The 21,053-nt window shown below is 62.6% G+C and carries 24 protein-coding genes; 10 read left to right on the plus strand and 14 right to left on the minus strand.

Annotation, left to right across the window (positions count from 1 at the left end):
• Positions 1 to 5 precede the first annotated feature (5 nt).
• The 3 genes from J2045_RS07770 to J2045_RS07780 form a co-directional block, all read right to left on the minus strand.
• A complete protein-coding gene (locus tag J2045_RS07770; protein ID WP_307371313.1) occupies positions 6 to 929 on the minus strand; it encodes a prephenate/arogenate dehydrogenase family protein in 924 nt (307 codons plus the stop codon).
• Positions 929 to 2,032 (minus strand): pyridoxal phosphate-dependent aminotransferase, encoded by a 1,104-nt coding sequence (locus J2045_RS07775; protein WP_307371315.1) that lies wholly within the window; start codon positions 2,030 to 2,032, stop codon positions 929 to 931. The genes J2045_RS07770 and J2045_RS07775 overlap by 1 nt, the downstream gene beginning before the upstream one ends.
• 132 nt (positions 2,033 to 2,164) lie before the next feature.
• Positions 2,165 to 2,917 carry a class I SAM-dependent methyltransferase gene (locus tag J2045_RS07780; RefSeq protein WP_307371317.1) on the minus strand — a complete coding sequence of 251 codons (753 nt, stop codon included), beginning with the start codon at positions 2,915 to 2,917 and terminating at the stop codon, positions 2,165 to 2,167.
• Positions 2,918 to 3,008: 91 nt separating this feature from the next.
• Between J2045_RS07780 and gloB the strand changes: the two genes are divergently transcribed.
• Both gloB and J2045_RS07790 read left to right on the plus strand, forming a co-directional pair.
• Positions 3,009 to 3,779 carry a hydroxyacylglutathione hydrolase gene (gene gloB, locus J2045_RS07785; protein WP_307371319.1) on the plus strand — a complete coding sequence of 257 codons (771 nt, stop codon included), beginning with the start codon at positions 3,009 to 3,011 and terminating at the stop codon, positions 3,777 to 3,779.
• Positions 3,779 to 4,201, plus strand: coding sequence for a cupin domain-containing protein (locus tag J2045_RS07790; RefSeq protein WP_166600336.1), 423 nt, complete (start codon positions 3,779 to 3,781; stop codon positions 4,199 to 4,201). Before gloB ends, J2045_RS07790 begins: the two co-directional genes overlap by 1 nt.
• Here J2045_RS07790 and J2045_RS07795 read toward each other — a convergent pair.
• Genes J2045_RS07795 through J2045_RS07805 form a run of 3 tightly spaced genes read right to left on the minus strand, consistent with a single transcriptional unit; the run spans position 4,195 to position 6,522 of the window.
• Positions 4,195 to 4,836 carry a lysoplasmalogenase family protein gene (locus J2045_RS07795; RefSeq protein ID WP_307371322.1) on the minus strand — a complete coding sequence of 214 codons (642 nt, stop codon included), beginning with the start codon at positions 4,834 to 4,836 and terminating at the stop codon, positions 4,195 to 4,197. The two genes, J2045_RS07790 and J2045_RS07795, sit on opposite strands and share 7 nt — an antisense overlap.
• Positions 4,837 to 4,848: 12 nt before the next feature.
• Entirely contained in the window at positions 4,849 to 5,727 is an 879-nt protein-coding gene (yddG, locus tag J2045_RS07800; RefSeq protein WP_307371324.1) for an aromatic amino acid exporter YddG, read from the minus strand.
• Positions 5,728 to 5,760: 33 nt separating this feature from the next.
• Positions 5,761 to 6,522 carry a DUF3108 domain-containing protein gene (locus J2045_RS07805; protein WP_307371327.1) on the minus strand — a complete coding sequence of 254 codons (762 nt, stop codon included), beginning with the start codon at positions 6,520 to 6,522 and terminating at the stop codon, positions 5,761 to 5,763.
• Between the two features lie 242 nt (positions 6,523 to 6,764).
• Here J2045_RS07805 and rpmB point away from each other — a divergent pair, with 242 nt between their 5' ends.
• Both rpmB and J2045_RS07815 read left to right on the plus strand, forming a co-directional pair.
• Positions 6,765 to 7,055 carry a 50S ribosomal protein L28 gene (gene rpmB / locus J2045_RS07810; protein ID WP_102020925.1) on the plus strand — a complete coding sequence of 97 codons (291 nt, stop codon included), beginning with the start codon at positions 6,765 to 6,767 and terminating at the stop codon, positions 7,053 to 7,055.
• A 152-nt stretch (positions 7,056 to 7,207) separates the two neighbouring features.
• Positions 7,208 to 7,846: a queuosine precursor transporter gene (locus J2045_RS07815; RefSeq protein ID WP_307371332.1), complete on the plus strand. Its 639-nt coding sequence runs from the start codon at positions 7,208 to 7,210 to the stop codon at positions 7,844 to 7,846.
• Positions 7,847 to 7,920: 74 nt separating this feature from the next.
• Here J2045_RS07815 and J2045_RS07820 read toward each other — a convergent pair whose 3' ends face one another.
• From J2045_RS07820 to J2045_RS07835, 4 genes are read right to left on the minus strand one after another with little or no spacing between them, the layout of a single operon-like run.
• On the minus strand, positions 7,921 to 8,967 hold the full coding sequence (locus J2045_RS07820) for an esterase-like activity of phytase family protein (protein ID WP_370873041.1): 1,047 nt from the start codon (positions 8,965 to 8,967) through the stop codon (positions 7,921 to 7,923).
• On the minus strand, positions 8,936 to 10,831 hold the full coding sequence (cobT, locus tag J2045_RS07825) for a cobaltochelatase subunit CobT (protein ID WP_307371335.1): 1,896 nt from the start codon (positions 10,829 to 10,831) through the stop codon (positions 8,936 to 8,938). Before cobT ends, J2045_RS07820 begins: the two co-directional genes overlap by 32 nt.
• Positions 10,832 to 10,843: 12 nt before the next feature.
• Positions 10,844 to 11,836, minus strand: coding sequence for a cobaltochelatase subunit CobS (gene cobS, locus J2045_RS07830; protein ID WP_006724531.1), 993 nt, complete (start codon positions 11,834 to 11,836; stop codon positions 10,844 to 10,846).
• A 59-nt stretch (positions 11,837 to 11,895) separates the two neighbouring features.
• On the minus strand, positions 11,896 to 12,522 hold the full coding sequence (locus J2045_RS07835) for a J domain-containing protein (RefSeq protein WP_166600343.1): 627 nt from the start codon (positions 12,520 to 12,522) through the stop codon (positions 11,896 to 11,898).
• Between the two features lie 102 nt (positions 12,523 to 12,624).
• On the opposite strand from J2045_RS07835, the gene J2045_RS07840 reads away from it, so the two are divergent.
• Complete coding sequence (locus J2045_RS07840) at positions 12,625 to 12,906, plus strand: BolA family protein (protein WP_102020932.1); 282 nt, start codon at positions 12,625 to 12,627, stop codon at positions 12,904 to 12,906.
• Between the two features lie 10 nt (positions 12,907 to 12,916).
• Here the strand turns inward: J2045_RS07840 and J2045_RS07845 are convergent, their stop codons facing one another.
• Genes J2045_RS07845 through J2045_RS07855 form a run of 3 tightly spaced genes read right to left on the minus strand, consistent with a single transcriptional unit; the run spans position 12,917 to position 15,932 of the window.
• On the minus strand, positions 12,917 to 14,221 hold the full coding sequence (locus J2045_RS07845; protein WP_307371340.1) for an HlyC/CorC family transporter: 1,305 nt from the start codon (positions 14,219 to 14,221) through the stop codon (positions 12,917 to 12,919).
• Positions 14,218 to 15,345: a 3-dehydroquinate synthase gene (gene aroB, locus J2045_RS07850; protein WP_307371342.1), complete on the minus strand. Its 1,128-nt coding sequence runs from the start codon at positions 15,343 to 15,345 to the stop codon at positions 14,218 to 14,220. Before aroB ends, J2045_RS07845 begins: the two co-directional genes overlap by 4 nt.
• Complete coding sequence (locus tag J2045_RS07855) at positions 15,342 to 15,932, minus strand: shikimate kinase (RefSeq protein WP_307371344.1); 591 nt, start codon at positions 15,930 to 15,932, stop codon at positions 15,342 to 15,344. The genes aroB and J2045_RS07855 overlap by 4 nt, the downstream gene beginning before the upstream one ends.
• Before the next feature lie 144 nt (positions 15,933 to 16,076).
• Between J2045_RS07855 and J2045_RS07860 the strand changes: the two genes are divergently transcribed.
• From J2045_RS07860 to J2045_RS07880, 5 genes are all read left to right on the plus strand, one after another.
• Positions 16,077 to 16,229 (plus strand): hypothetical protein, encoded by a 153-nt coding sequence (locus tag J2045_RS07860; protein ID WP_307371346.1) that lies wholly within the window; start codon positions 16,077 to 16,079, stop codon positions 16,227 to 16,229.
• A gap of 14 nt (positions 16,230 to 16,243) precedes the next feature.
• Entirely contained in the window at positions 16,244 to 17,185 is a 942-nt protein-coding gene (xerD, locus tag J2045_RS07865; protein WP_307371348.1) for a site-specific tyrosine recombinase XerD, read from the plus strand.
• 62 nt (positions 17,186 to 17,247) lie between these two features.
• Positions 17,248 to 18,201: an acetyl-CoA carboxylase carboxyltransferase subunit alpha gene (locus tag J2045_RS07870; RefSeq protein WP_307371350.1), complete on the plus strand. Its 954-nt coding sequence runs from the start codon at positions 17,248 to 17,250 to the stop codon at positions 18,199 to 18,201.
• 180 nt (positions 18,202 to 18,381) lie between these two features.
• Positions 18,382 to 19,635 (plus strand): L,D-transpeptidase family protein, encoded by a 1,254-nt coding sequence (locus tag J2045_RS07875; RefSeq protein WP_307371352.1) that lies wholly within the window; start codon positions 18,382 to 18,384, stop codon positions 19,633 to 19,635.
• A 4-nt stretch (positions 19,636 to 19,639) separates the two neighbouring features.
• The gene (locus tag J2045_RS07880; protein ID WP_307371354.1) at positions 19,640 to 19,894 is read left to right on the plus strand and encodes a sulfurtransferase TusA family protein; all 255 of its coding nucleotides are present in this window, start codon (positions 19,640 to 19,642) and stop codon (positions 19,892 to 19,894) included.
• Here the strand turns inward: J2045_RS07880 and J2045_RS07885 are convergent.
• Entirely contained in the window at positions 19,891 to 21,048 is a 1,158-nt protein-coding gene (locus J2045_RS07885) for a CobW family GTP-binding protein (protein WP_307371358.1), read from the minus strand. The two genes, J2045_RS07880 and J2045_RS07885, sit on opposite strands and share 4 nt — an antisense overlap.
• Positions 21,049 to 21,053: the final 5 nt, after the last annotated feature.

Consider the following 21,053-nt stretch of genomic DNA (forward strand, 5'->3'; position numbering starts at 1 on the left):
GCGACCTACTTGTCGAGGCTGTGACGGCCGAAGTCCGGCACGTCGACATCCTGGCCGGCCTGGACGATCGAGCGGCGGATGGTGCGGGTGCGCGAGAAGAGTTCGAACAGCTTGTCGCCTTCGCCCCAACGGATCGCCCGCTGCAGATAGGCGAGATCCTCCGAAAAGCGCGCCAGCATTTCCAGGATCGCATCCTTGTTGTGCAGGCAGACATCCCGCCACATCGTGGGGTCTGAAGCCGCGAGGCGGGTAAAGTCGCGGAAGCCGGACGCCGAATACTTGATGACTTCCGACTCCGTCACCGTCTCCAGGTCGTCGGCCGTGCCAACGATGTTGTAGGCAATGATATGCGGCAGATGCGAGACGATGGCGAGCACCTTGTCGTGATGCTGCGGATCCATCTCGTCACACATCGATCCCAGCGCCTCCCAGAAGCCGCGCAGACGGGCAAGCGCCTGGCTATCAGTGCCTTCGAGCGGCGTGAAGATGCACCAGCGGCCTTTGAAGAGGCCCGGGAAACCGGCATCCGGACCGGACTTTTCCGTGCCGGCCAGCGGGTGACCGGGGATGAAATGCACGCCATCTGGCATATGCGGCGCCATCTGCGCGATGACGGAGGCCTTGGTCGAGCCGACATCGGTGACGATGGCGCCGGGTTTCAGGTTCGGCGCGATCTGCTGGGCGACCGCTTCCGAAGCGCCGACCGGCACGGAGACGATGACGAGATCGGCATCCCTGACAGCCTCGGCGGCTGAGGCAACGTAAGACGTCCCAAGTTCCAGCTCTTCCGCCCGCTTCAGCGTTTCCAAGCTGCGGGTCGAGATGACCACCTGCCTGGCCAGGCCGAGCTTCTTGACATCTCGGGCGATCGACGAGCCGATAAGGCCGATGCCGATCAGAGCGATGCGGTCGAACAGGATTTCAGACATCACGTGCGTTCCATGAATTCGGTGAGGGCGGCGATGACGCCGGTATTGGCGTCTTCGCTGCCGATCGTCATGCGGAGTGCATTGGGAAAACCATAGGACGCGACGGCGCGCAATACGAAGCCGCGCGATGTCAGGAAGAGATCCGCATCGGGCGCGCGCTTTCCGTCCCGGTCAGGGAAATGGATGAGCAGGAAATTGGTGACAGACGGCGTGACCTCGAGGCCAAGTGCTGTGAGCGCCTCCGAGACGCGCGCAAGCCAGACCTGATTGTGCTCGACGGCTCTCGCCACATGCCCCTGATCACGCATGGCGGCGGCCCCGGCGAATAGCGCCGGTGTGTTGATGTTGAACGGCCCGCGCACCCGGTTCATCGCATCGATGATCTCGGCGGGGCCATAGATCCAGCCGATGCGCAGCGCCGCCAGCCCGTAGACCTTGGCGAAGGTCCGCGTCATCACGACGTTGCGGTTGGCCGAAACGAGCTCGACACCAGCTTCATAATCGTTGCGGCGGACATATTCGGCATAGGCGGCGTCGAGCACGAGGATGACATGCGGCGGAAGCTCTGCATGCAGCCGCTTGATATCGGCATAGGGCACGTAGGTGCCGGTCGGATTGCCGGGATTGGTGAGGAAGACGATCTTCGTGCGATCCGTCACGGCGGCAAGGATCGCATCGACATCGACGCGCCGATCTGTCTCGGGAACGGTAACAGGCGTCCCGCCAGCGGCCAGGATCTGGATGCGGTAGAGCAGGAAGCCATGCTCGGTGATGATGGCCTCGCCACCCGGACCGAGATAGATATTGGCAAGCAGCGCCAACAGTTCGCCAGAACCATTGCCGCAAAGGATATTGGCAGGGTTCAACCCATGCACTTCGGCGATCGCATCACGCAGGACACGGGCCTGGCCGTCCGGATAGATCTCGAGCTTTCCGGCTGCGGCCTGAAAGGCTTCGATGGCCTTGGGGCTGGGACCGAGCGGCGTCTCGTTGGACGACAGCTTGAAGACGCGGGAGACCCCGCCGGCATGCTCCTTGCCCGGAACATAAGCGGCGATCTCCATGACCCCGGCCCGGGGTGTCGGCTTTGTCGAGGCGTTCATGCGGCTGCTTCCCGGCCCGTCGGGCGGCAGAGACCAACCCTTCACATAGGCTTGGGATTACTGCGGAAAGCACGGTTTGTCGAGGCGGACGAGCACCGCCTCTGCCCCTAGGCGGCGGCCTCACGGACCGCGTCAGGCGGCAGGCGGCAGGTTGCGCGTCGTCGGCACGCCCTGGGGGGCCAGCACCGGCGCGAAGACACGGCGCGATGCCCGGGACGCAACAGGCAGGCCCTGATAGAGCCGCTTCTGCGCCTCAACCACGATCACACCGGAAAAAGCCGGCCAGAGCAGGCGACCGAGACGCTCGAAGGCGCGCCGGAGCCTGAGAACCGCCCGGATCTTGGATGGCGGGAAGAACAGCGCTTCCGCTGAAGCGCCGGGCGTGAAATTGGTCTCGCGCAGGAGCGAGGTGAGCTGGCCACGCGAATAGGGGCGACCGGAGCCGAAAGGTGTGTGCTCCATGCGAGCCCAGACACCCCTGCGGTTGGGCACGACGATGACGAGACGCCCACCCGGTGCCAGCACGCGCCAGATCTCTTTCAAGGTCTCGCGCGGGTTTTCGGCAAATTCCAGCGAATGCACCATCAGCACCCGGTCGACCGAGCTGTCCGGCAGCGGAAGTTCCTCGTCGAAGACCAGTGCCGTGGCCGAGGGCTCGCCGACCGGCCAGTTCACCGCCCCCTGCCCCGCCGGCATGAAGGCCATGGTGCGCTCGGTATCGGCGCGGAAGCGTTCGAGGAAAGGGATACAGTAGCCGATGCCGACCAGGCGCTCCTGCGGCAGGCGGGCCCAGACCGAGGACAGGGCAAGCGCAATGGACTGCTCCGCCACGCGACCGAGCATCGTGTAATAGAACTGCCTCAGATCGACGATATCGACATGCATGAACTTATTGTTAGCAGCCCATCCTTGGACTTCAAGCCGCGAACAGCTACATTCGAGAAAACGAGGTGGGACATAAAAAAGCGGATCAACAATGAAATCACTGCAGATCGAGGTATTCCTCTGCCGAAGTGACAACTTCGGTGTCCTGCTGCATTGCCCGGAGACCGGGCAGACGGCATCCATCGACGCGCCCGAACTGGACCCGATCGTCAAGGCCGCGGAAAAGCGAGGATGGACGATTACCCATGTCTTCACCACCCATCACCACGGCGACCATGTCGAGGCCAATCTCGCCTTGAAGGAAAAATTCGGCTGCGAGATCATCGGCCCACGCAACGAGGCCGTCGCAATCCCCGGGATCGACCGGACGGTTGGCGACGGCGACGAATTCATCTTCGGCAACCGGCCTGTGCGGATCATCGAAACACCGGGCCACACGGCAGGTCACATCTGCTACCACCTGCCGGAGGACATGCTGCTCTTTGCCGCCGACACCCTGTTTGCCCTCGGATGCGGTCGCCTCTTCGAGCGCTCGGCCATGGACATGTGGCATTCGCTGCAGAAACTCGCCGCCCTGTCGGACGAAACCGTCGTCTATTTCGGCCATGAATACACGCTGTCGAATGCGCGTTTCGCTCTGACGATCGATCCGGACAACATGCGTCTGAAGTCCCGGGTGGAACTGATCGAGATGCAACGCAAGCGCGGCGATTTCACCATTCCGACCACCATCGGACTGGAAAAGGAAACCAACCCCTTCCTGCGGGCCGGCGACCCGGACATCCGCAAGACACTCGGCATGGCGGGCGCGACCAATGAGGAGGTCTTCGCCGAGATCCGCAAGCGCAAGGACACATTCTGATGCAGGCAAAGGACATCATCGCAACCCTCGGCATGCAACGCCATCCCGAGGGCGGCTGGTACACGGAAACCTATCGTGACGAAAATGGCGGCCCACGTGGCCATTCTACAGCGATCTACTACCTTCTGGAGGCGGGCGAACGCTCGCACTGGCACAAGGTCGTGGACGCCTCGGAGGCCTGGCACTATTACGCCGGCGCACCGCTCGCCCTGCATCGCTCCCTCGATGGCGTGACGGCTCAGACGGTGGTCCTTGGCCTCGACTTCGCCGCCGGGCAGCGTCCCCAGGCCGTGATCGCAGCCAATGAATGGCAGTCAGCCGAGAGCCTTGGCGACTTCACGCTGGTAGGCTGCACCGTCGCCCCGGGCTTCGATTTTTCCGTCTTCGAGATGGCGGCACCCGGCTGGGCTCCGGGTCAGTAATCCGACAGCGTCAGCGTCAGGACCACCTGCGCGGCATAATAGGTCACCCAGACAAAATGGGCGGCCTGACTATCCATCGGGTGGTCAGGCCCCGACCAGTATTTCCGGATCGCCAGAACGATGTCGGAAAGGATAAACAGCGCGGCCCCGACAAAGACGAGGGGGTTCGCAAGGCCAAGTGTCAACCACACCAGAATCATGAACAGCAACACGTAGATGCCGATCGGCATGGCCATGCGACCGGCCGGCCCCCAGATGCGGAAGAGCACCCCGCATGTCACGAGCGCGATGACGGCGCCGGCGATGATGCGCCAGGGCTCGCCGAAAGCGATTGCCGGCTCCGCCAGCGTGAGCAGCAGGGCGATGTAGGCGACATGCGCCGAGAGAAAAAAGGCTACGCCGCCGACAAAGGCACGGTCACCTTCGAAGGCAAGCGACAGGTCACCGAGCGCCCCGAAAACGAGCGCAAGAACGAGAAGTGGATGGGCGCCCACAAGCAAGGCATAAAGCGCCAAAAGCAAGACGGGCAATGTCTTCCATGCCGCCCGGAAGAGGGTCTTTTCGCGCGGCAAAATCCAGAGATAACTCGAACCGAGCGCGACCGAGAGCCATAGGATGCTGGTCGCGAGAGCCATACGGCCTCCTGGTCAGGTCCGGTGTTTCTGTTTCCGGAAGAGCATATCCCGCGCGGCCAGCACTGCACCACCGGTGATCAGCAGGCAGGACAGGCCAATTCTAACACTAATATCCCCAAACCCAAAAATGATCAGGATCAGCGTGGACAGAAGCGGCGCGGCATAGCTCGAAGCGCCGAGGATCTGGATGTCGCCGTTCTTGACCCCATAGTCCCAGACATAGAAGGCGAGCCCCACCGGCAGTAGCCCGAGGCCAACCACCGCCGCCCATTGCCCCGTCGTATCCGGCCAGACGGTGGTCTCGAGCGCCAGATGGCAGACAAGCGACAGGATCGAGGTAGCGAGGCAGAAGCCGGTGACGACATCAGTGGAGACCGCATCGAACTTGCGGCTGACCAGCGAATAGGCAGCCCAGGTGAAGGCGCAGAGGAAGGCGGTGAAATAACCGAGGCCATAAGCGGGATCAAAGGCGAGCCCGTTCTTCGCCACGATCAGCACCGTACCGGCCAGACCGCACAGGGCCCCGACGATGTGATGCCAGCGGAGCTTCTCGCCCGGGAGCAGGGCCGAGCCGACGACGATCAGCAGCGGCCAGAGATAGGCGATCAACCCGGCCTCGACGGCGGGCGCATTCCGGAGCGCCGTGAAATAGAGGAAATGATAGCCGAAGAGACCGCCGACACCGGCGAGCCAGACCTTCGGCGGCTGGCGGAGCGCCTTGAGACGTTCCGGCCGCGCGATGAAGAGCAGGATACCCGGCAGGCTGCCAATGGCGAAGGTGATGGCCGACAGCTGGAAGGGCGGCATGGTGCCGGACGCTGCCGTCATCAGCGCGAGGAAGGACCACATCAGGATCGCGGTGAACCCGATGAGCGTTGCCTTGGTCTTCATGAAATCCCCTGATGTGGCGCGCGCCCGCAAAAACTAGCCGTCGAACTTTTCCGCAGTCACATGCACCGTCCCGTAGCGGGTCGGGATCTTCGCATAGACAGGAGCATATAGCTTCAGCGTCGCCGTCTTGGCAAACCAGATCTCCATGCCGGCCACGGACTGGAGGTACTCGATGTCCTTGCGCCCTTTGCGGTAGCCCGATTTCGGCACGTAACGGACCGAACAGACGATAGCCTCGCCCTTCGCCTTGCCCGCTGAAAAGCGCTCGGAGCGGTTCGGGGAAAGCACCAGATCCATTCGGCTCTCGCCATCATAGACGGGCAAAGTTTGTCCGCAGACATCCGCATCGCCAGGGATCAGCAGGGCGCCGATCGGGTCGAGCACGGCCTTGAGGTCAGCGGGCGCGACCGGCACCCAGGAGCTCGGCTTGCGACGCTCTGGCTTGACGCGAGTCTCCACGACATTGCCGCCCGAAAACAGCACTTCGTAAGTACTTGCCCGTTTGCCGCTCGTGTAGTCGAGCGCATAGCGCCGGGGCAGCATCCGCCCACCGGCGAGCGTACCGGTCACGGTACTCTTGGCGGCAACCTCACGCACGATGTCGACGAGGCCGGAGGAATGGAACTGCCCGGAGATCGTGTAGCGATCGGATATCACCTCCGTCTGAAACGTCATGCGGGCAATCGGCAGGATCCCCAGCGCAACACTGTAGCTTGTGTCATAGCGGTAATCAGACGCACCGGCCGCGACCGGCATCAGGGCAAGGAAGGCAAGGGCGAGGCCGGTTGGACGCAAGGCGCGGTCTCCAGATGGGGCATGGCCGGACGATCGGCACAATCGAGAATGCATACTCACGGTGGACTGTGGCAAGAAAATATCCTACAGCCTCTCTGCCGCCCGGAAAATCCAAGGTTTGGCTTGACGCGCCGGTTCTCACTGACTATAGAACCGCAACTTTCCAATCAGACGCTGTTGGATTGCCTCGCCGGCATTTGGCCGGAAGCGATGCGATGGCCTAGAAAAACAATAGGTGTACCATGTCCCGCAGTTGCGAATTGACCGGCAAGGGCGTCCAGTCGGGCAACAACGTGAGCCACGCGAACAACAAGACCAAGCGCCGGTTCCTGCCGAACCTTTGCGACGTCACGCTGATCTCGGACGCTCTCAACCAGCGCTTCCGCCTGCGCGTTTCGGCTGCTGCCCTGCGCACGGTCGAGCATCGCGGTGGTCTCGATGCATTCCTGATCAAGGCTTCCGAAAACGACCTGAGCATGCGCGCACGTCTGCTGCGTCGCCAGATCGTCAAGAAGACAGCTGAAGCCGCTTAATAGCGTCATTCGGCCAGACTTTCGAAAGGCTTGACCGGTTCGCCGGGCAAGCCTTTTCGTTTGGGATGTTCATGCAGGTCAAATGCCTGCCATGCGCATTCACCCTTTACAGTATTGTCCCTCCAACTGGTGGCATCACCCAGGATAAAAAAATGCTGAACAAGCGCTATTTCTTTATCTACAGCCTTCTGATGACGACCATCGTCGTCGCATCGAACTTCCTCGTCCAGCACCCGGTCAACGGCGTCCTGGCCGGTATCAATCTCGCCGATCTCCTGACCTTCGGCGCATTCACCTATCCGATCGCCTTCCTCGTCACCGACCTGACCAACCGTCAGTTTGGCTCTCAGGTTGCGCGCCGTGTAGTGCTTGTCGGTTTCATTGCCGGCGTTCTCCTCTCGATCCTGCTCGCCACGCCGCGCATCGCGGTCGCGTCCGGCACGGCCTTCCTGGTCGGCCAGCTGCTCGACATCTCGGTCTTCAACCGGCTGCGCCAGCAGTCCTGGTGGAAGGCGCCGCTGATGGGCTCGCTGATCGGCTCAGCCTTGGACACGGTCATCTTCTTCTCGCTCTCCTTCGCACCCGTCTTCGGCTTCATCGGCCCGAATGACGACTTCGCGATCGCCGCAGCACCGATCCTCGGTGTCATGACGGCGGAAGCACCGCGCTGGATTTCCTGGGCGATCGCCGATTTCGGCGTGAAGATGCTGATCGGCGTGATCATGCTTCTGCCCTACGGCGCCCTGATGAGCGTTGTACGGCCAATGCCGCCGGTCGCACGCTCGGCCTGATGCAGGCAAACTCGGCAGACAACAAAAAACAGCCTCGGGAGACCGGGGCTGTTTTTTTGCAGGATGGAGTAACCTCACATCTGCGGCGCCAGCCGGAATTCCAGCATCAGCGTGCGCTGCAGGATCGAGTGGTTGTCGTCGGAGACGACGATCAAGCGGACGGAACCATCCGCTTCCGGAATGGCGTCGAGGCCTTCCATATTGTCGATCTGCGACCGGTAGTTCGCTTCGAACAGGATCTCCCCGTCGACAACAGCCTCGGGCCTGATGCTCGCCCCTTCGATACGGCGCAGCCGCATGCCGACACCGGTGGCAATCGAGAAGCGCCGTTCGAGAAGGAGAAGATCGCCATCGGGCAGGAAGGTGGCATCGGTGATCTCGAACGCGTCGCGGGGGCGCACACGAAACTCGCCGGCAAGTGGCCCGCCGACGATGGCGGCGTAGATATTGCCGTTTTCGTCGAAGCTCTTCTCTGTAATCGCCACCAGCGCGCCCTCGAGTTGGCTGCCCTTCGGCGCCATGACGAGGGACTCGAAGCCGCCATTGCTGTGGAGGATGTCGAGGTCGAAGGGGAAGGCGACCGGGACCGACGGCAGCGCCTTTCCGAGGTCGGCGAGCGGCGCATAGGTAACGACGCGATGCCGCTGCTCGAAGCCGACAAAGGCACGCGCGCCATCCAGCGCCAGGCTCTCGGCATCGACCAGGAACTTGCTCGAACTCTCACGGCCTGACGCGTCGAGCAGCGGGGCAAGGCGAACCGCGTCGACCCCCGAGAGACGGCCCTCGGCATCGCGCCTGATGCGCCCCTCGATCCAGTAGCCGGTGTCGAAGACACCAAGGAAAGACTGTTCATCCCGGAAGCGGATCGACGAGAACGCACCGAAGAGCGGCTCCGGCGAAGAGAGCTCGATGCCCCCGAGGAAGGTAAGCCCCTGTGACAGGGTCGGGTTGCCCCCGAGATCATCGATAACGGCACTATCGACAGCGATGGGAAGCATTTCACCAGGCGGAATGGTGGCCGGCGTGCAGGACGACAGTGCGACCAGCGCCGACAGAGCGCAGGCGCCACCCAGCGTCCGGGCGTAGCGCTCAAGCACGCAGGCGGACCCGACCGGCACCACCCGACGGCTTTTCCTCGAAGAGCGAGGCGAGCTGTTCGGTCATCGCGCCCGCCAGTTCATCCGCATCGACGATCGTGACGGCGCGGCGATAGTAGCGGGTGACATCGTGGCCGATGCCGATGGCGAGCAGTTCCACCGGCGACTTCGTCTCGATCTGCTCGATGACGGCGCGCAGATGGCGCTCGAGATAGTTGCCGGGGTTCACCGACAGCGTCGAATCGTCGACCGGAGCGCCGTCAGAGATCATCATCAGGATCTTGCGCTGCTCGCGCCGCCCGATCAGGCGGTTATGCGCCCACATCAGCGCCTCGCCGTCGATGTTTTCCTTGAGCAGGCCTTCGCGCATCATCAGGCCGAGATTGCGGCGCGACCGGCGCCACGGAGCATCAGCCGACTTGTAGATGATGTGGCGCAGATCGTTGAGACGGCCGGGTGCCGGCGGCTTCCCGCCTGCGAGCCACTTCTCTCTGGACTGACCGCCCTTCCAGGCCTTGGTGGTGAAGCCGAGGATCTCGACCTTGACGCCGCAACGCTCCAGCGTACGGGCGAGAATGTCGGCACAGGAGGCGGCAACCGTAATCGGACGGCCGCGCATCGAGCCGGAATTGTCGATGACCAGCGTCACGACGGTATCGCGGAACTTGGTGTCCTTTTCCTTCTTGAAGGAGAGCGGCTGCATGGGGTCGATGATCAGACGCGTCAGGCGCGCCGGATCGAGGTAACCCTCTTCGAGGTCGAAGTCCCAGGAGCGGTTCTGCTGCGCCATCAGGCGGCGCTGCAGACGGTTGGCCAGACGACCGACGGCGCCCTGCAGATGGGCAAGCTGCTTGTCGAGGAAGGCGCGCAGCCGGTCGAGCTCAGCCTCGTCGCAGAGTTCTTCGGCGGTGATTTCCTCGTCGAATTCCTGGGTGAAGATCTTGTAGTCGACCTTCTCGTTGAAATCGTCAAAGGGCGTTGCGGGTCGGCGCATTTCGCCGGGCGTCTCGCTGTCGTCCTCGCCCTCGTCCGACATCTCCTCATCGGACATCTCGGCACCGTCCATCTCGCCGTCGTCGAGCTGTTCCTGCGAGGCTTCGCTCTCCTCAGCAGGCGCGGAGTCCTGTCCGGCCTCTTCCTCAGAGGTCTCCTGGTCCTGCTCGCCGCTGCGCGGCTGCTCCTCGTCGGTGGACTGATCGTCCTCGCTCTGCTCCTGATCGTCACCCATGTCCTCGGCCATCTCCATGGCCGACAGCATGTGGCGGATCACGCGGGAGAAGGCCTGCTGGTCTTCGATGACGGAAGAGAGATTGTCGAGGTCGGCGCCGGCCTTGTCCTCGATGAACGGACGCCAGAGGTCGAGCACCTTGCCGGCAGACTCAGGGGCCTTCTGGCCGGTGAGCTTTTCGCGCACCAGCATGGCGACGGCTTCCTGGATCGGCGCGTCTTCCTGGCGGCTGATCGTCGAGAAATTGGCTTTCGCGTATTTCTCGGTGTTCATCGACTGGATGTTCGAAGCCACACCTGGCATGCGCAGCGAGCCGAGCGACTCGACGCGTGCCTGCTCCACGGCATCAAAAATCGAGCGCGCATCCGCACCCTGCGGGGCAAGGGCGGCATGGATCTTCTGATCATGGCAGGCAATGCGCAGCGCCATGCTGTCGCCGAGACCACGGGTCACGGCAAGTTCATGGGCGGTCGGACGCTTGGAGAGTTCCGGCAAGCGCACGCGCTCGCCGGCGAGACCGGGGCGTTCATTGGCGAAAGCGACTTCGACCTGCGGGTCACCCGCAATCGAGCGAACGCAGCCGGTGATGGCGCGGCGCATTGGCTCCATGTCCACCACGCCGCCTGCCTTGGCCTTCGAATTGTCGCCCCGCCCTGCCATGCCGATCAGTCCTTATGCGCCAAGCACGATATTCGCCGCACTTTCCTTGAGTTCCACGCCGAAGGCGCGCTGATACTGCTCGGCCACCAGCGTGCGTTCCAGCTCGTCACACTTGTTGAGGAAGGTGACGCGGAAGGCAAATGCGACATCGCCGAAGATCTCGGCGTTTTCAGCCCAGGTGATGACGGTACGCGGGCTCATGACGGTCGAGAGATCGCCATTGACGAAGGCGGCGCGCGTAAGGTCAGCGAGGCGGACCATGCGCGACACGGTATCGCGACCCTCGGCGGTCGAGCCGAAGCTCTTCACCTTGGCCGAGACGATGTCGACTTCCTTGTCATGCGGCAGATAGTTGAGCGTGGTGACGATCGACCAGCGGTCCATCTGCGCCTGGTTGATCTGCTGCGTGCCGTGATAGAGGCCGGTCGTGTCACCGAGACCAACCGTGTTGGCGGTCGCAAACAGGCGGAAGGCGGGGTGAGGACGGATGACGCGGCTCTGGTCGAGCAGCGTCAGGCGGCCGGACGATTCCAGCACGCGCTGGATGACGAACATCACGTCCGGACGGCCGGCATCATATTCGTCGAAGACGAGCGCGACATTGTGCTGGTAGGCCCAGGGCAGGATGCCGTCCTTGAATTCGGTGATCTGCTTGCCGTCCTTGAGGACGATGGCGTCCTTGCCGACGAGATCGATACGGCTGACATGGCTGTCGAGGTTGACGCGCACGCAAGGCCAGTTAAGGCGGGCCGCAACCTGCTCGATATGCGTCGACTTGCCCGTGCCGTGGAAGCCGGAGACCATGACGCGGCGGTTGTGGGCAAAGCCGGCGAGGATGGCGAGCGTGGTTTCACGGTCGAAGAGATAGTCCGGATCGAGATCCGGTACATAGGCGTCACCCTTGGAATAGGCAGGCACCCGGATGTCACTGTCGATACCAAACACTTCGCGCACCGACACGGTGGTGTCGGGGAGATTGGTAATATCAAGATCAATTTTGCTCATCGTTTCTCCATGCCGGGCGCCACCGACCGGCCGCATCTCATCGCTGCTGTATGTTTGGACTAACAGAAACCGGCCTGCTTTAACAATTTGTAGGCTTCAATGACAGCGCGAAAACGCTCTTCAGAAGCCCTGTCTCCGCCATTTGCGTCAGGATGGTGTTTTTTTACAAGCTCCTTGTAGCGGGTCTTGATGTCGGTCGGCGTGGAGCTGACGTTAAGCCCAAGCGTATCAAGGGCTTTTGCCTCGAGAGTCTTGAGTTTTCGATCCGCCGCCTGATAGCGCGACGCACCGCCGCGCCCCTGCTGGACGAAGCCGAAGGGGTCCTTCATGCGCGCCTGTGACGCAGCCGAACCGGAGCGCATGGTGGAGTGAAGCGGGCTTGCTTTCGCCGCCTTGTTGACGCCGACGGTCCAGGTGGGGCGATGACCGGTGATCGCCTCCTTCTGGTAGCGCGCGATCTCGGTGTCCGAGAGGCCGGAGAAGTAGTTGTAGCCCTTGTTGTAGTCCTTGACGTGCTCGAAGCAGAACAGGAAGAACTGGCCTTCGGCATGGCGGCCCACGGGTGCGCGATGAGCACCCGGCTTGTCGCAGCCGTCCCATTGGCACACTGGATTGGATGGCTCGGGCTCGGCCTCCCGCTTTCGCCGGGTCCGGATCCGATCGAAGTATTTCGAGTCGAGTTTCATGCCGTAATTATGGGGCGTAGGCTGGAGGCGGACAAGAATTGACAAACCGGTTTGTTACGCGCTTTGTGGGGCGTTTTGCGAAGCAGCAGGAAGAGGCAGACCATGTCGGTAAAGAGCCGGATCGAGACCCGTCTCACGGAGGCTTTCAGCCCCGAACGCCTCGTCGTGTTAGACGAGAGCCACCACCATGCCGGCCACCAGCCTGATATCACCGGCACCGGCGAGACCCATATGCGTGTGCGGATCGTCGCGGCGGCCTTTGAGGGAATGACACGGCTCGCCCGTCACAGGGCCGTGACGGATCTCCTGAAGCCGGAGCTCGATGCCGGCCTGCATGCCCTTGCAATCGAGCCGGCAGCGCCTGGCGAGCCGACGCGCTGGTAGCTGCGGGCCTTCAGGTCTGCGGCTCTGTCGGGTCGATCGGGCGGATGCGCAGGCGCGTGATGCGGTTCTTTTCGCGTTTCAGCACCACGAAGCGCTTGCCGTAGAAGGTGAAGGCTTGGCGCTCCTCGGGAATCGATTTTGACTCATGAATGACGAGACCAGCGATCGTCGTCGCCTCCTCGTCCGGAAGCATCCAGTCCATGGCGCGATTGAGGTCGCGGATCGGCACGCCGCCATCGACGACGATCGAGCCGTCGCTGTCCTGCCGCACGCCCTGGATCTCCAGATCGTGTTCGTCGGAAATGTCGCCGACGATTTCCTCCAGAATGTCTTCCAGCGTCACCACGCCCTGCACTTCGCCATATTCGTCGACGACGACGGCAAAATGGGTCTTGCGGCGCAGGAAGGCGTTGAGCTGGTCCTTGAGGTTGGTGGTATCGGGCACGAACCAGGGCTTCTGCGCAATCTTGACGATATCGAGATCCTGCGGCTCGACATGCGGCTCGGCGAGCGCCCGGATCAGGTCCTTGGCATGGATCACGCCGATGATGTTGTCGGTCGCCCCGCGCCAAACGGGCATGCGGGTATAGGGACTTTCGAGAATGTTGCGGATCGCGACTTCTGGCGGCTCGTCGGCGTTGACGGCCCGCATGGCGGTGCGGTGGATCATGATATCGGAAACTTCGAGCTCGCCGAGATCGAGAACGCCGCCCAGACGGTCGCGGTCGGCCTTGACCACGGATCCCTCGCGATGCAGGAGCGCCACTGTGCCGCGCAACTCTTCATGCGCCGAAAGCATCGACGCCTCGCCGGAAATCGAGACCCCGAACAGGCCGAGCAATTGGCGCACGATCCAGTTGACCACGCTCGACAGCGGGCCGACGATGGCCACATAGGGGCGCACCAGAGGCGCGACGACCAGAGCAAAGCGCTCCGGCGTGGAGATCGCCCAGCTCTTCGGCAGCACTTCCGAGAAGATGACGAGCAGAACCGTCATCAACAGCGTGGCGATGGCGACACCGGAATCGCCGAACAGGCCGAGAAACAGGCTGGTCGTCAGCGACGAGGCAAGGATGTTAACAAGGTTGTTGCCGATCAGCAGCGCGCCGATCAGCCGATCGCGCCGCTCGATCAGAAAATTCACCACGCCCGCGCGATCGTCACCGTTCACTTCCAGGCTATGCATGCGCGCGCGGGACGTTGCGGTCAGCGCCGTCTCGGAACCGGAAAAGAAGGCCGAGGCACAGATCAGCCCGAGGATCGCAGCGAGTGTCAGCCAGTAGTCGGCGAGGGTGGAGAGAACTTGCTCGATCATGACGGACGCATCTCCTCGATGAAACGCTGGACTTCGGAGGCAGGCACGTCGTCGGCGACAAATGACTGGCCGAGGCCACGGGTGAGGATGAAGGTCAGCTGGCCAGCCTTGACCTTCTTGTCCTGGGCGATCGCATCCATCAGAACATCGGTCGGCGGCAGCTCGCCGGGGATCTGATCCATGCGGGTCGGCAAGCCGACGGCCTTCAGATGCGCCTCGACGCGATCCGCAAGATCCGGGCTTGCAAGGTTCATGCGGGCCGAGAAGCGATGCGCAAGCACCATGCCGATCGACACGCCCTCACCATGCACCAGGCGGCTGCTGTCATACTGGGTGGCGGCTTCGAGCGCATGACCGAAGGTATGGCCGAGATTGAGGAGCGCCCGGCGACCGTTTTCGCGCTCGTCGGCAGCCACCACATCGGCCTTGGCCTGACAGGAGACGGCAATCGCCTCGATGCGAGCCGCACCGCCGGCAAACACATCGCGCCAGTTGTTCTCCAGCCACTCGAAGAAATCGGGCTTGTCGATCAGGCCATATTTCGCGACCTCGGCATAACCGGCGCGGAATTCGCGCTCCGACAGCGTGTCGAGCACGTCGGTATCGGCAAGCACCAGATCGGGTTGGTTGAAGATACCGACGAGGTTCTTACCTTGGCGGGCATTGATGCCCGTCTTGCCACCGACGGAACTGTCGACCTGCGAGAGCAGCGAGGTCGGGATCTGCACGAAGCGCACGCCGCGCCTGACGATGCCGGCGGCAAAGCCGGTGAGATCCCCGATGACGCCCCCGCCAAGCGCAATCACTGTGTCGTTGCGCTCGATACGCGCCTCGAGCAGCACGTCGCAGACCTTGGTGAGGTAGTCGAAGCTCTTGGTCTTTTCGCCAGCCGGCAGCGTCACCGACACGGCCTCGATGCCATCCGTCTGCAGGCTGTCCATCAGGCCATCGAGGTAACGCGCGCCGACATTCTCGTCGGTGACGATCGCCGCGCGGCGGCCCTTGATGCGGCTCGTGATCTCGCCGCCGGCGCGCGCCATCAGGCCGGGTCCGATGAGAATGTCATAGGAGCGCTCGCCCAGCGGCACATGCACCAGGCGTTCTGATATCTCGAGCTTCGTCATAACGTCTTGTCCTTGCCGATATGTTCGATCACCGAGGTCATGACCTCGTTGGCGATCACTTCCTTGCGCACGTCGCGCGACTGGACGGTGATGTCGGCGAGCGCATAGATGGGATAGCGCTTGTCCATCAGGTCCTTGAGAGTCTGCTTCGGATTTTCTGTCTTGAGCAGCGGGCGGTGATCCCGCTTGTTGACCCGCTCCCAGAGAACCTCCAGATCTGCATTCAGCCAGATGGAGAGCCCGCCGCGCTCGACCTGCTTGCGGGTCTTCTCATTGATGAAGGCCCCGCCGCCGGTGGAAACGACACGCGGGCCTGTGCGCAACAGACGTTTGATGACACGCGTTTCAAGCGCGCGGAACTCGTCTTCGCCATAGGCCGCGAAGAGCTCGCTGATGGACATGCGCGAGACCCGCTCGATCTCGGTGTCCGTGTCGACGAAAGGCAGGCCGAGCTGCTGCGCGACGATCCGGCCGATCGCCGACTTGCCCGCGCCCATCAGGCCGACAAGCACGAGATTGCGTTTTCCGAGCGCCGCCTTGGCGCGCTCGCCCAGACTGGGAGCAAGGTTGAGGATCGTATCGGTCATCGGCCTGTTCACGACTGTTTCATGACCTATTGACATATAGGAGGCTAGCGTCAAGCCATGGCTGCAATTGCAGCCGGACTGTCCCGCCCTTGGTATGGCCGGCGTCGAGACCTATTTATTGCGATGACTGGCCGAGGATCGCCGATGCCCACCCTGTTCCGCTTTCTGTTCATCTGCGCCACCATTGTCGGCATGGTCTACGCCGCCATGTGGTCCTTCGTCGTGTTCGTCGAGCCGCGGGAACGGGATGTCACAGTGCGCATCCCCTCCGAGCGGATCAATCCGGTCGAGCAATAGCGGGAGGAAACGCAATGTCGGATCTGAGCCGCGCCAGGGTCGAAGCCTTTCTCGAAATGTTGAGTGCCGAACGAGGCGCGGCGCAGAACACGCTTGCCTCCTACGAGCGCGACCTCGACGATCTCTCTGACTTTCTCTCGGGCCGCAAGGTGAGCCTGGGCGCGGCATCGCGGGAGGACCTGACGGCCTATCTCTCCGATCTCGCACGGCGCGGCTTTCAACCGACGTCGCAGGCCCGGCGCCTGTCTGCGATGCGCCAGTTCTACAAGTTCCTCTATGCCGAAGGACTGCGCGGAGACGATCCGACGACCATTCTCGACGCGCCGAAAAAGGCGCGATCACTGCCCAAGGTGCTGTCGGTGCAGGACGTCACCGCCATGCTGTCCCGCGCCGAGGAGGAAGCAGGTCTTGAAGGCCCAGAGCAACCGGCGCGCATACGTCGGCTGGCACTGCTAGAACTGCTCTACGCGACCGGCATGCGCGTCAGCGAACTTGTTTCCCTGCCGGTGAAGGTGCTCACACAGGAGGGGCGGTTCCTGCTGGTGCGCGGCAAGGGCAACAAGGAAAGGCTCGTTCCGCTGTCACGCACGGCGCTTGAGGCGCTGGCACGATACGGTAAATTCAGGGGGGCGGACCCGGCCCAGGCCGACAGCCCGTTTCTCTTTCCCGCCGCGAGCAAGGAGGGCCACCTCCCCCGCCAGGTCTTTGCACGCGAGCTGAAGGATCTCGCCATCAGGGCCGGCTTGTCCGCAAATGCCGTGTCCCCGCATGTGCTTAGGCATGCCTTTGCCAGCCATCTCCTGGGCAATGGTGCAGACTTGCGTGCCGTGCAGGAACTGCTCGGCCACAGCGACATTTCAACGACACAAATCTATACGCATGTGCTCGATGAGCGCCTGCAACATCTGGTGCATACACACCACCCCCTTGCAAAACAGGCCAAAAACCCCGATTAGAGCCGGCAAAGCCGGTTCCTGCGGGCGGCGAGCGCCAGGAACGAACGATCGGAACGGAGTTCATGCACAACTATCTCGACTTCGAAAAGCCAATCTCCGACCTCGAGGCCAAGATCCGCGAACTGAAGAAGATCGCGGAAGAGGACGAGAGCATCGACACGTCTGAAGAGATCAGCCGGCTGGAAAGCCGCGTCGACGAGGCGATGGTGGAGATCTATTCGAAGCTCAACGCCTGGCAGAAGACGCAGGTCGCGCGCCATCCGCAGCGTCCGCATTTCGTCGACTATGCCGAAGCACTGTTTACCGAATTCACGCCGCTCGCCGGTGACCGCAAGTTCGGCGAGGACGCCGCCATTCAGGCCGGCCTCGCCCGCTTCCGCGGCCAGCCTGTCGCCGTGATCGGCCAGGAAAAGGGCAACGACACCAAGTCGCGCATCAAGCACAATTTCGGCAGCCCGCGCCCCGAAGGCTATCGCAAGGCGATCCGCGTCATGGAAATGGCCGACCGCTTCGGCCTGCCTGTCATCACCCTGATCGACACGGCAGGCGCCTATCCGGGCGTTGGTGCGGAAGAACGCGGCCAGGCGGAAGCAATCGCCCGCTCCACCGAGATGTGCCTTGGCCTCAAGGTGCCAATGGTCTCCGTCGTCATCGGCGAAGGCGGTTCGGGTGGGGCGATCGCGATCGCCACCGGCAACCGCGTCTATATGCTGGAACACGCGATCTATTCGGTGATCTCGCCGGAAGGTGCAGCCTCGATCCTCTGGCGCGATTCCACCCGCGCCAAGGAAGCTGCGACCAACATGAAGATCACGGCGGAAGACCTGAAGGGTCTTGGCATCATCGACGCCATCATTCCGGAACCCGTCGGCGGCGCTCATCGCGCACCGGACCGGGTGATCGGCATGACCGGCGACGTCATCGCCAGCGCCCTTGCCGAACTGACACCGCTGCCGGGCGACAAGCTGCGCGCCGACCGCCGCCAGAAATTCCTCGATATCGGCCGCAATCTCTGAGTTTGACCGACAGGCTGCGATCATTCGCCATCACTCCGCCGCTTTGCGTGGATAGCGCGGAAGGACGAATGGCGAAATCAGTGGCCATTGGTTTATAATTTGTGAAGAAAGCAGTTCTAAACTACCCATGAATGGCTCGTCTCGAGCCGCAACATGTGTTCCTGGAAAGAGCGTTCGCGCATGCGCTTGACATCGACGGCCCTGGTTCTGCTTTTCGCCGCCGCCCTGGCCGGCTGCAATGACACGTTGGAAAGCGCGGCCTATGATACGCCGCGGGTATCCAACAAGGTCGCGCAGCCGCTGCCCGCTCGCCTGATTGCCGAAATCCAGAAGAAGGGCATGGATCGCAACTCGCCGATCATGATCCGCATCTTCAAGGAAGAGGGCAAGCTCGAAGTCTGGAAGGCGAAAACCAACAACCGCTTCGACAAGGTTGTGGAATACGACATCTGTGCCTGGTCGGGCAGGCTGGGTCCGAAGGTGAAGGAAGGCGACCGCCAGGCGCCGGAAGGCTTCTATCCGCTGACGCCTTACCACCTGAACCCGAATTCCAAGTATTTCCTCGCCATCAACACCGGCTTCCCGAACCAGTTCGACCGGGCCAACGGCCGCACCGGCACGCATCTGATGATCCATGGCGCCTGCTCGTCTTCGGGCTGCTATTCCATGACCGATGCCCAGATGCTGGAGATCTATGCCTTCGCGCGTGACGCCTTCAAGGGCGGCCAGCAGGCAGTTCAGCTGCAGGCCTTCCCCTTCCGCATGACCGCGGAAAACATGGCGCGCCATCGCCATAGCCCGCATTATGATTTCTGGAAGACGCTGAAGGTCGGCTACGACCACTTTGAGGTGACCAAGCGTCCGCCCGAGGTCAATGTCTGCGAGAAGAAGTATGTCTTCAACCAGACGGCTCCGGCCGGATCGAGCTTCAATCCGCAGGGCGCCTGCCCGCCGATCAGCACGCCGCCAGCACTCTCGGTGGCGCTCAACGGCTACAACGAGGCCTATGACGCAGCCTATGCCAAGGCGCTGAAGAAATACGACGGCAAGATCTGGTACGACCCAACCGAGGCCGAGCGCAAGGCGCTGGTAGCGGACCTGCGCAAGTCGCGTTCGCATGATCTCGCTTTCGCACCGACGGGCTCTGCCCTGAAGGCCGGCAAGCTGCTCGACATCGACGATGTCGCTCCTGCGATGTCGACACCCGCCAATGGGACCGCCGCCGTCAACCAGATGGCGACCAACCCGAACGGTGATCCGCAGGTTCAGGCCGCACAGACCGCGCCGACCACCACTGCCGCCACCGCAGCGGCCCCGGCTGCAGGAACCACCGCGATACCCGTTCCGCAGCCGAACCCGCTCGCCCCTGCACCGCAGACGGCACAGGCGGCTCCCGAAGTCGTACCGAAGAAGCCTTTCTGGAAGCTCTGGTAAGAGCATGCCCGAGGCGCCGACATACGATCTGAGGGGGCTGAAATGCCCCCTTCCCGTTTTGAAGACGCGCCGCCGCATGGCCGACTTGAAGCCCGGTGACGAACTGATCGTGGAAACCAGCGATCCCCTCGCCGGCATCGACATTCCGCATTTCTGCAATGAAGACGGCCACCACTTACTGGCGCAGGAGCGGCTGGAGGGCGGCCACCGCTTTCATATCCGCAAGGGCGAGACCGAGACCGAGACCGAGACTGGTTAGAACTTGAAGCCGGGAATGGACAGCGGATTGTCCATCATCGCAGCGCGGTCCGGCCGGTCAACCGCAAGCTTCCCGGTGAAGGCGCCGAACAGGTCGCGCACATAGCTCTCCGACAGATCCTTCGTGATCAGCACCAGCCGCGTCTTGCGATCCGAACCTTCTGGCCAGGCCGGCAGGCGCACCGGCGGATGGAAAATCGACTGCACACCATGCAGCACCAGCGGCTTGTCGGGCCGGTCGGTGAGCGCCACGATCGCCTTCATCCGGAGCAGTTTTTCGCCATGCGTCGAGCGCAGGAGATCGATGAACATGTTGATCGCCATCGGATCGATCGGCTCGTCATGCAGGATCGAATAGGACCGGATCGAGGCGCCGTGACGGTTCACGTCGTGAGCATGGTGATGGTGATGGTGATCATGGCCATGGCCGTGATGATGGTCGTGACCATGGTGGTGGTGGTCGTGGTGATGATGATCGTCCGCCGCCATCTCGTCCTTCAGCCAGCGACCGACATCGGCGATCTTGCTTGCGGGATCGTAGAGCCCGTTGACCAGCATGGCAGCAGAGCCGGCATCCTCGGCGTCGCCATCGGTGATCGGCGCACGCGGATTGAGCGACCGCAGGCGCTGGGTGAGCCCTGCGATCGTCGCCGCGTCGGCGAGCGTCTTCTTGGTGAGGATCAGCCGGTCAGCCACAGCCACCTGCTTGTAGGCCTCCGGATAGGCATCGATGGTCGAAAGACCGTTCACCGCATCGACGACCGTCACGACGCCATCGAGGTCGAAATGCTGGGCGACGGCGGGATGACCCATGACCGACTGCATCACAGGTGCGGGATCGGCAAGCCCGGTCGTTTCGATGACGATCCGCGACAGCGGCTTGATCCTGCCCGTCTGCATGCCGTCGATCAGCTCTGCCAGCGTGTCAACCAACTCGCCGCGCACCGTGCAGCAGAGGCAGCCGTCGGAGAGCTCGACCACGGCATCGTTGGACGCCTCGACGAGGAGATGATCGATCCCGACTTCACCAAATTCGTTGATGATGACGGCCGCATCCTTCATCGCCGGATCCTTGAGGAGCCGGTTGAGGAGCGTCGACTTGCCCGCACCGAGGAAGCCGGTGAGGATGGAAACGGGGATGCGGGTCTGGGTCATGGATC

Source organism: Peteryoungia aggregata LMG 23059, assembly GCF_030814435.1.
Taxonomy (GTDB): Bacteria; Pseudomonadota; Alphaproteobacteria; order Rhizobiales; family Rhizobiaceae; genus Allorhizobium; species Allorhizobium aggregatum.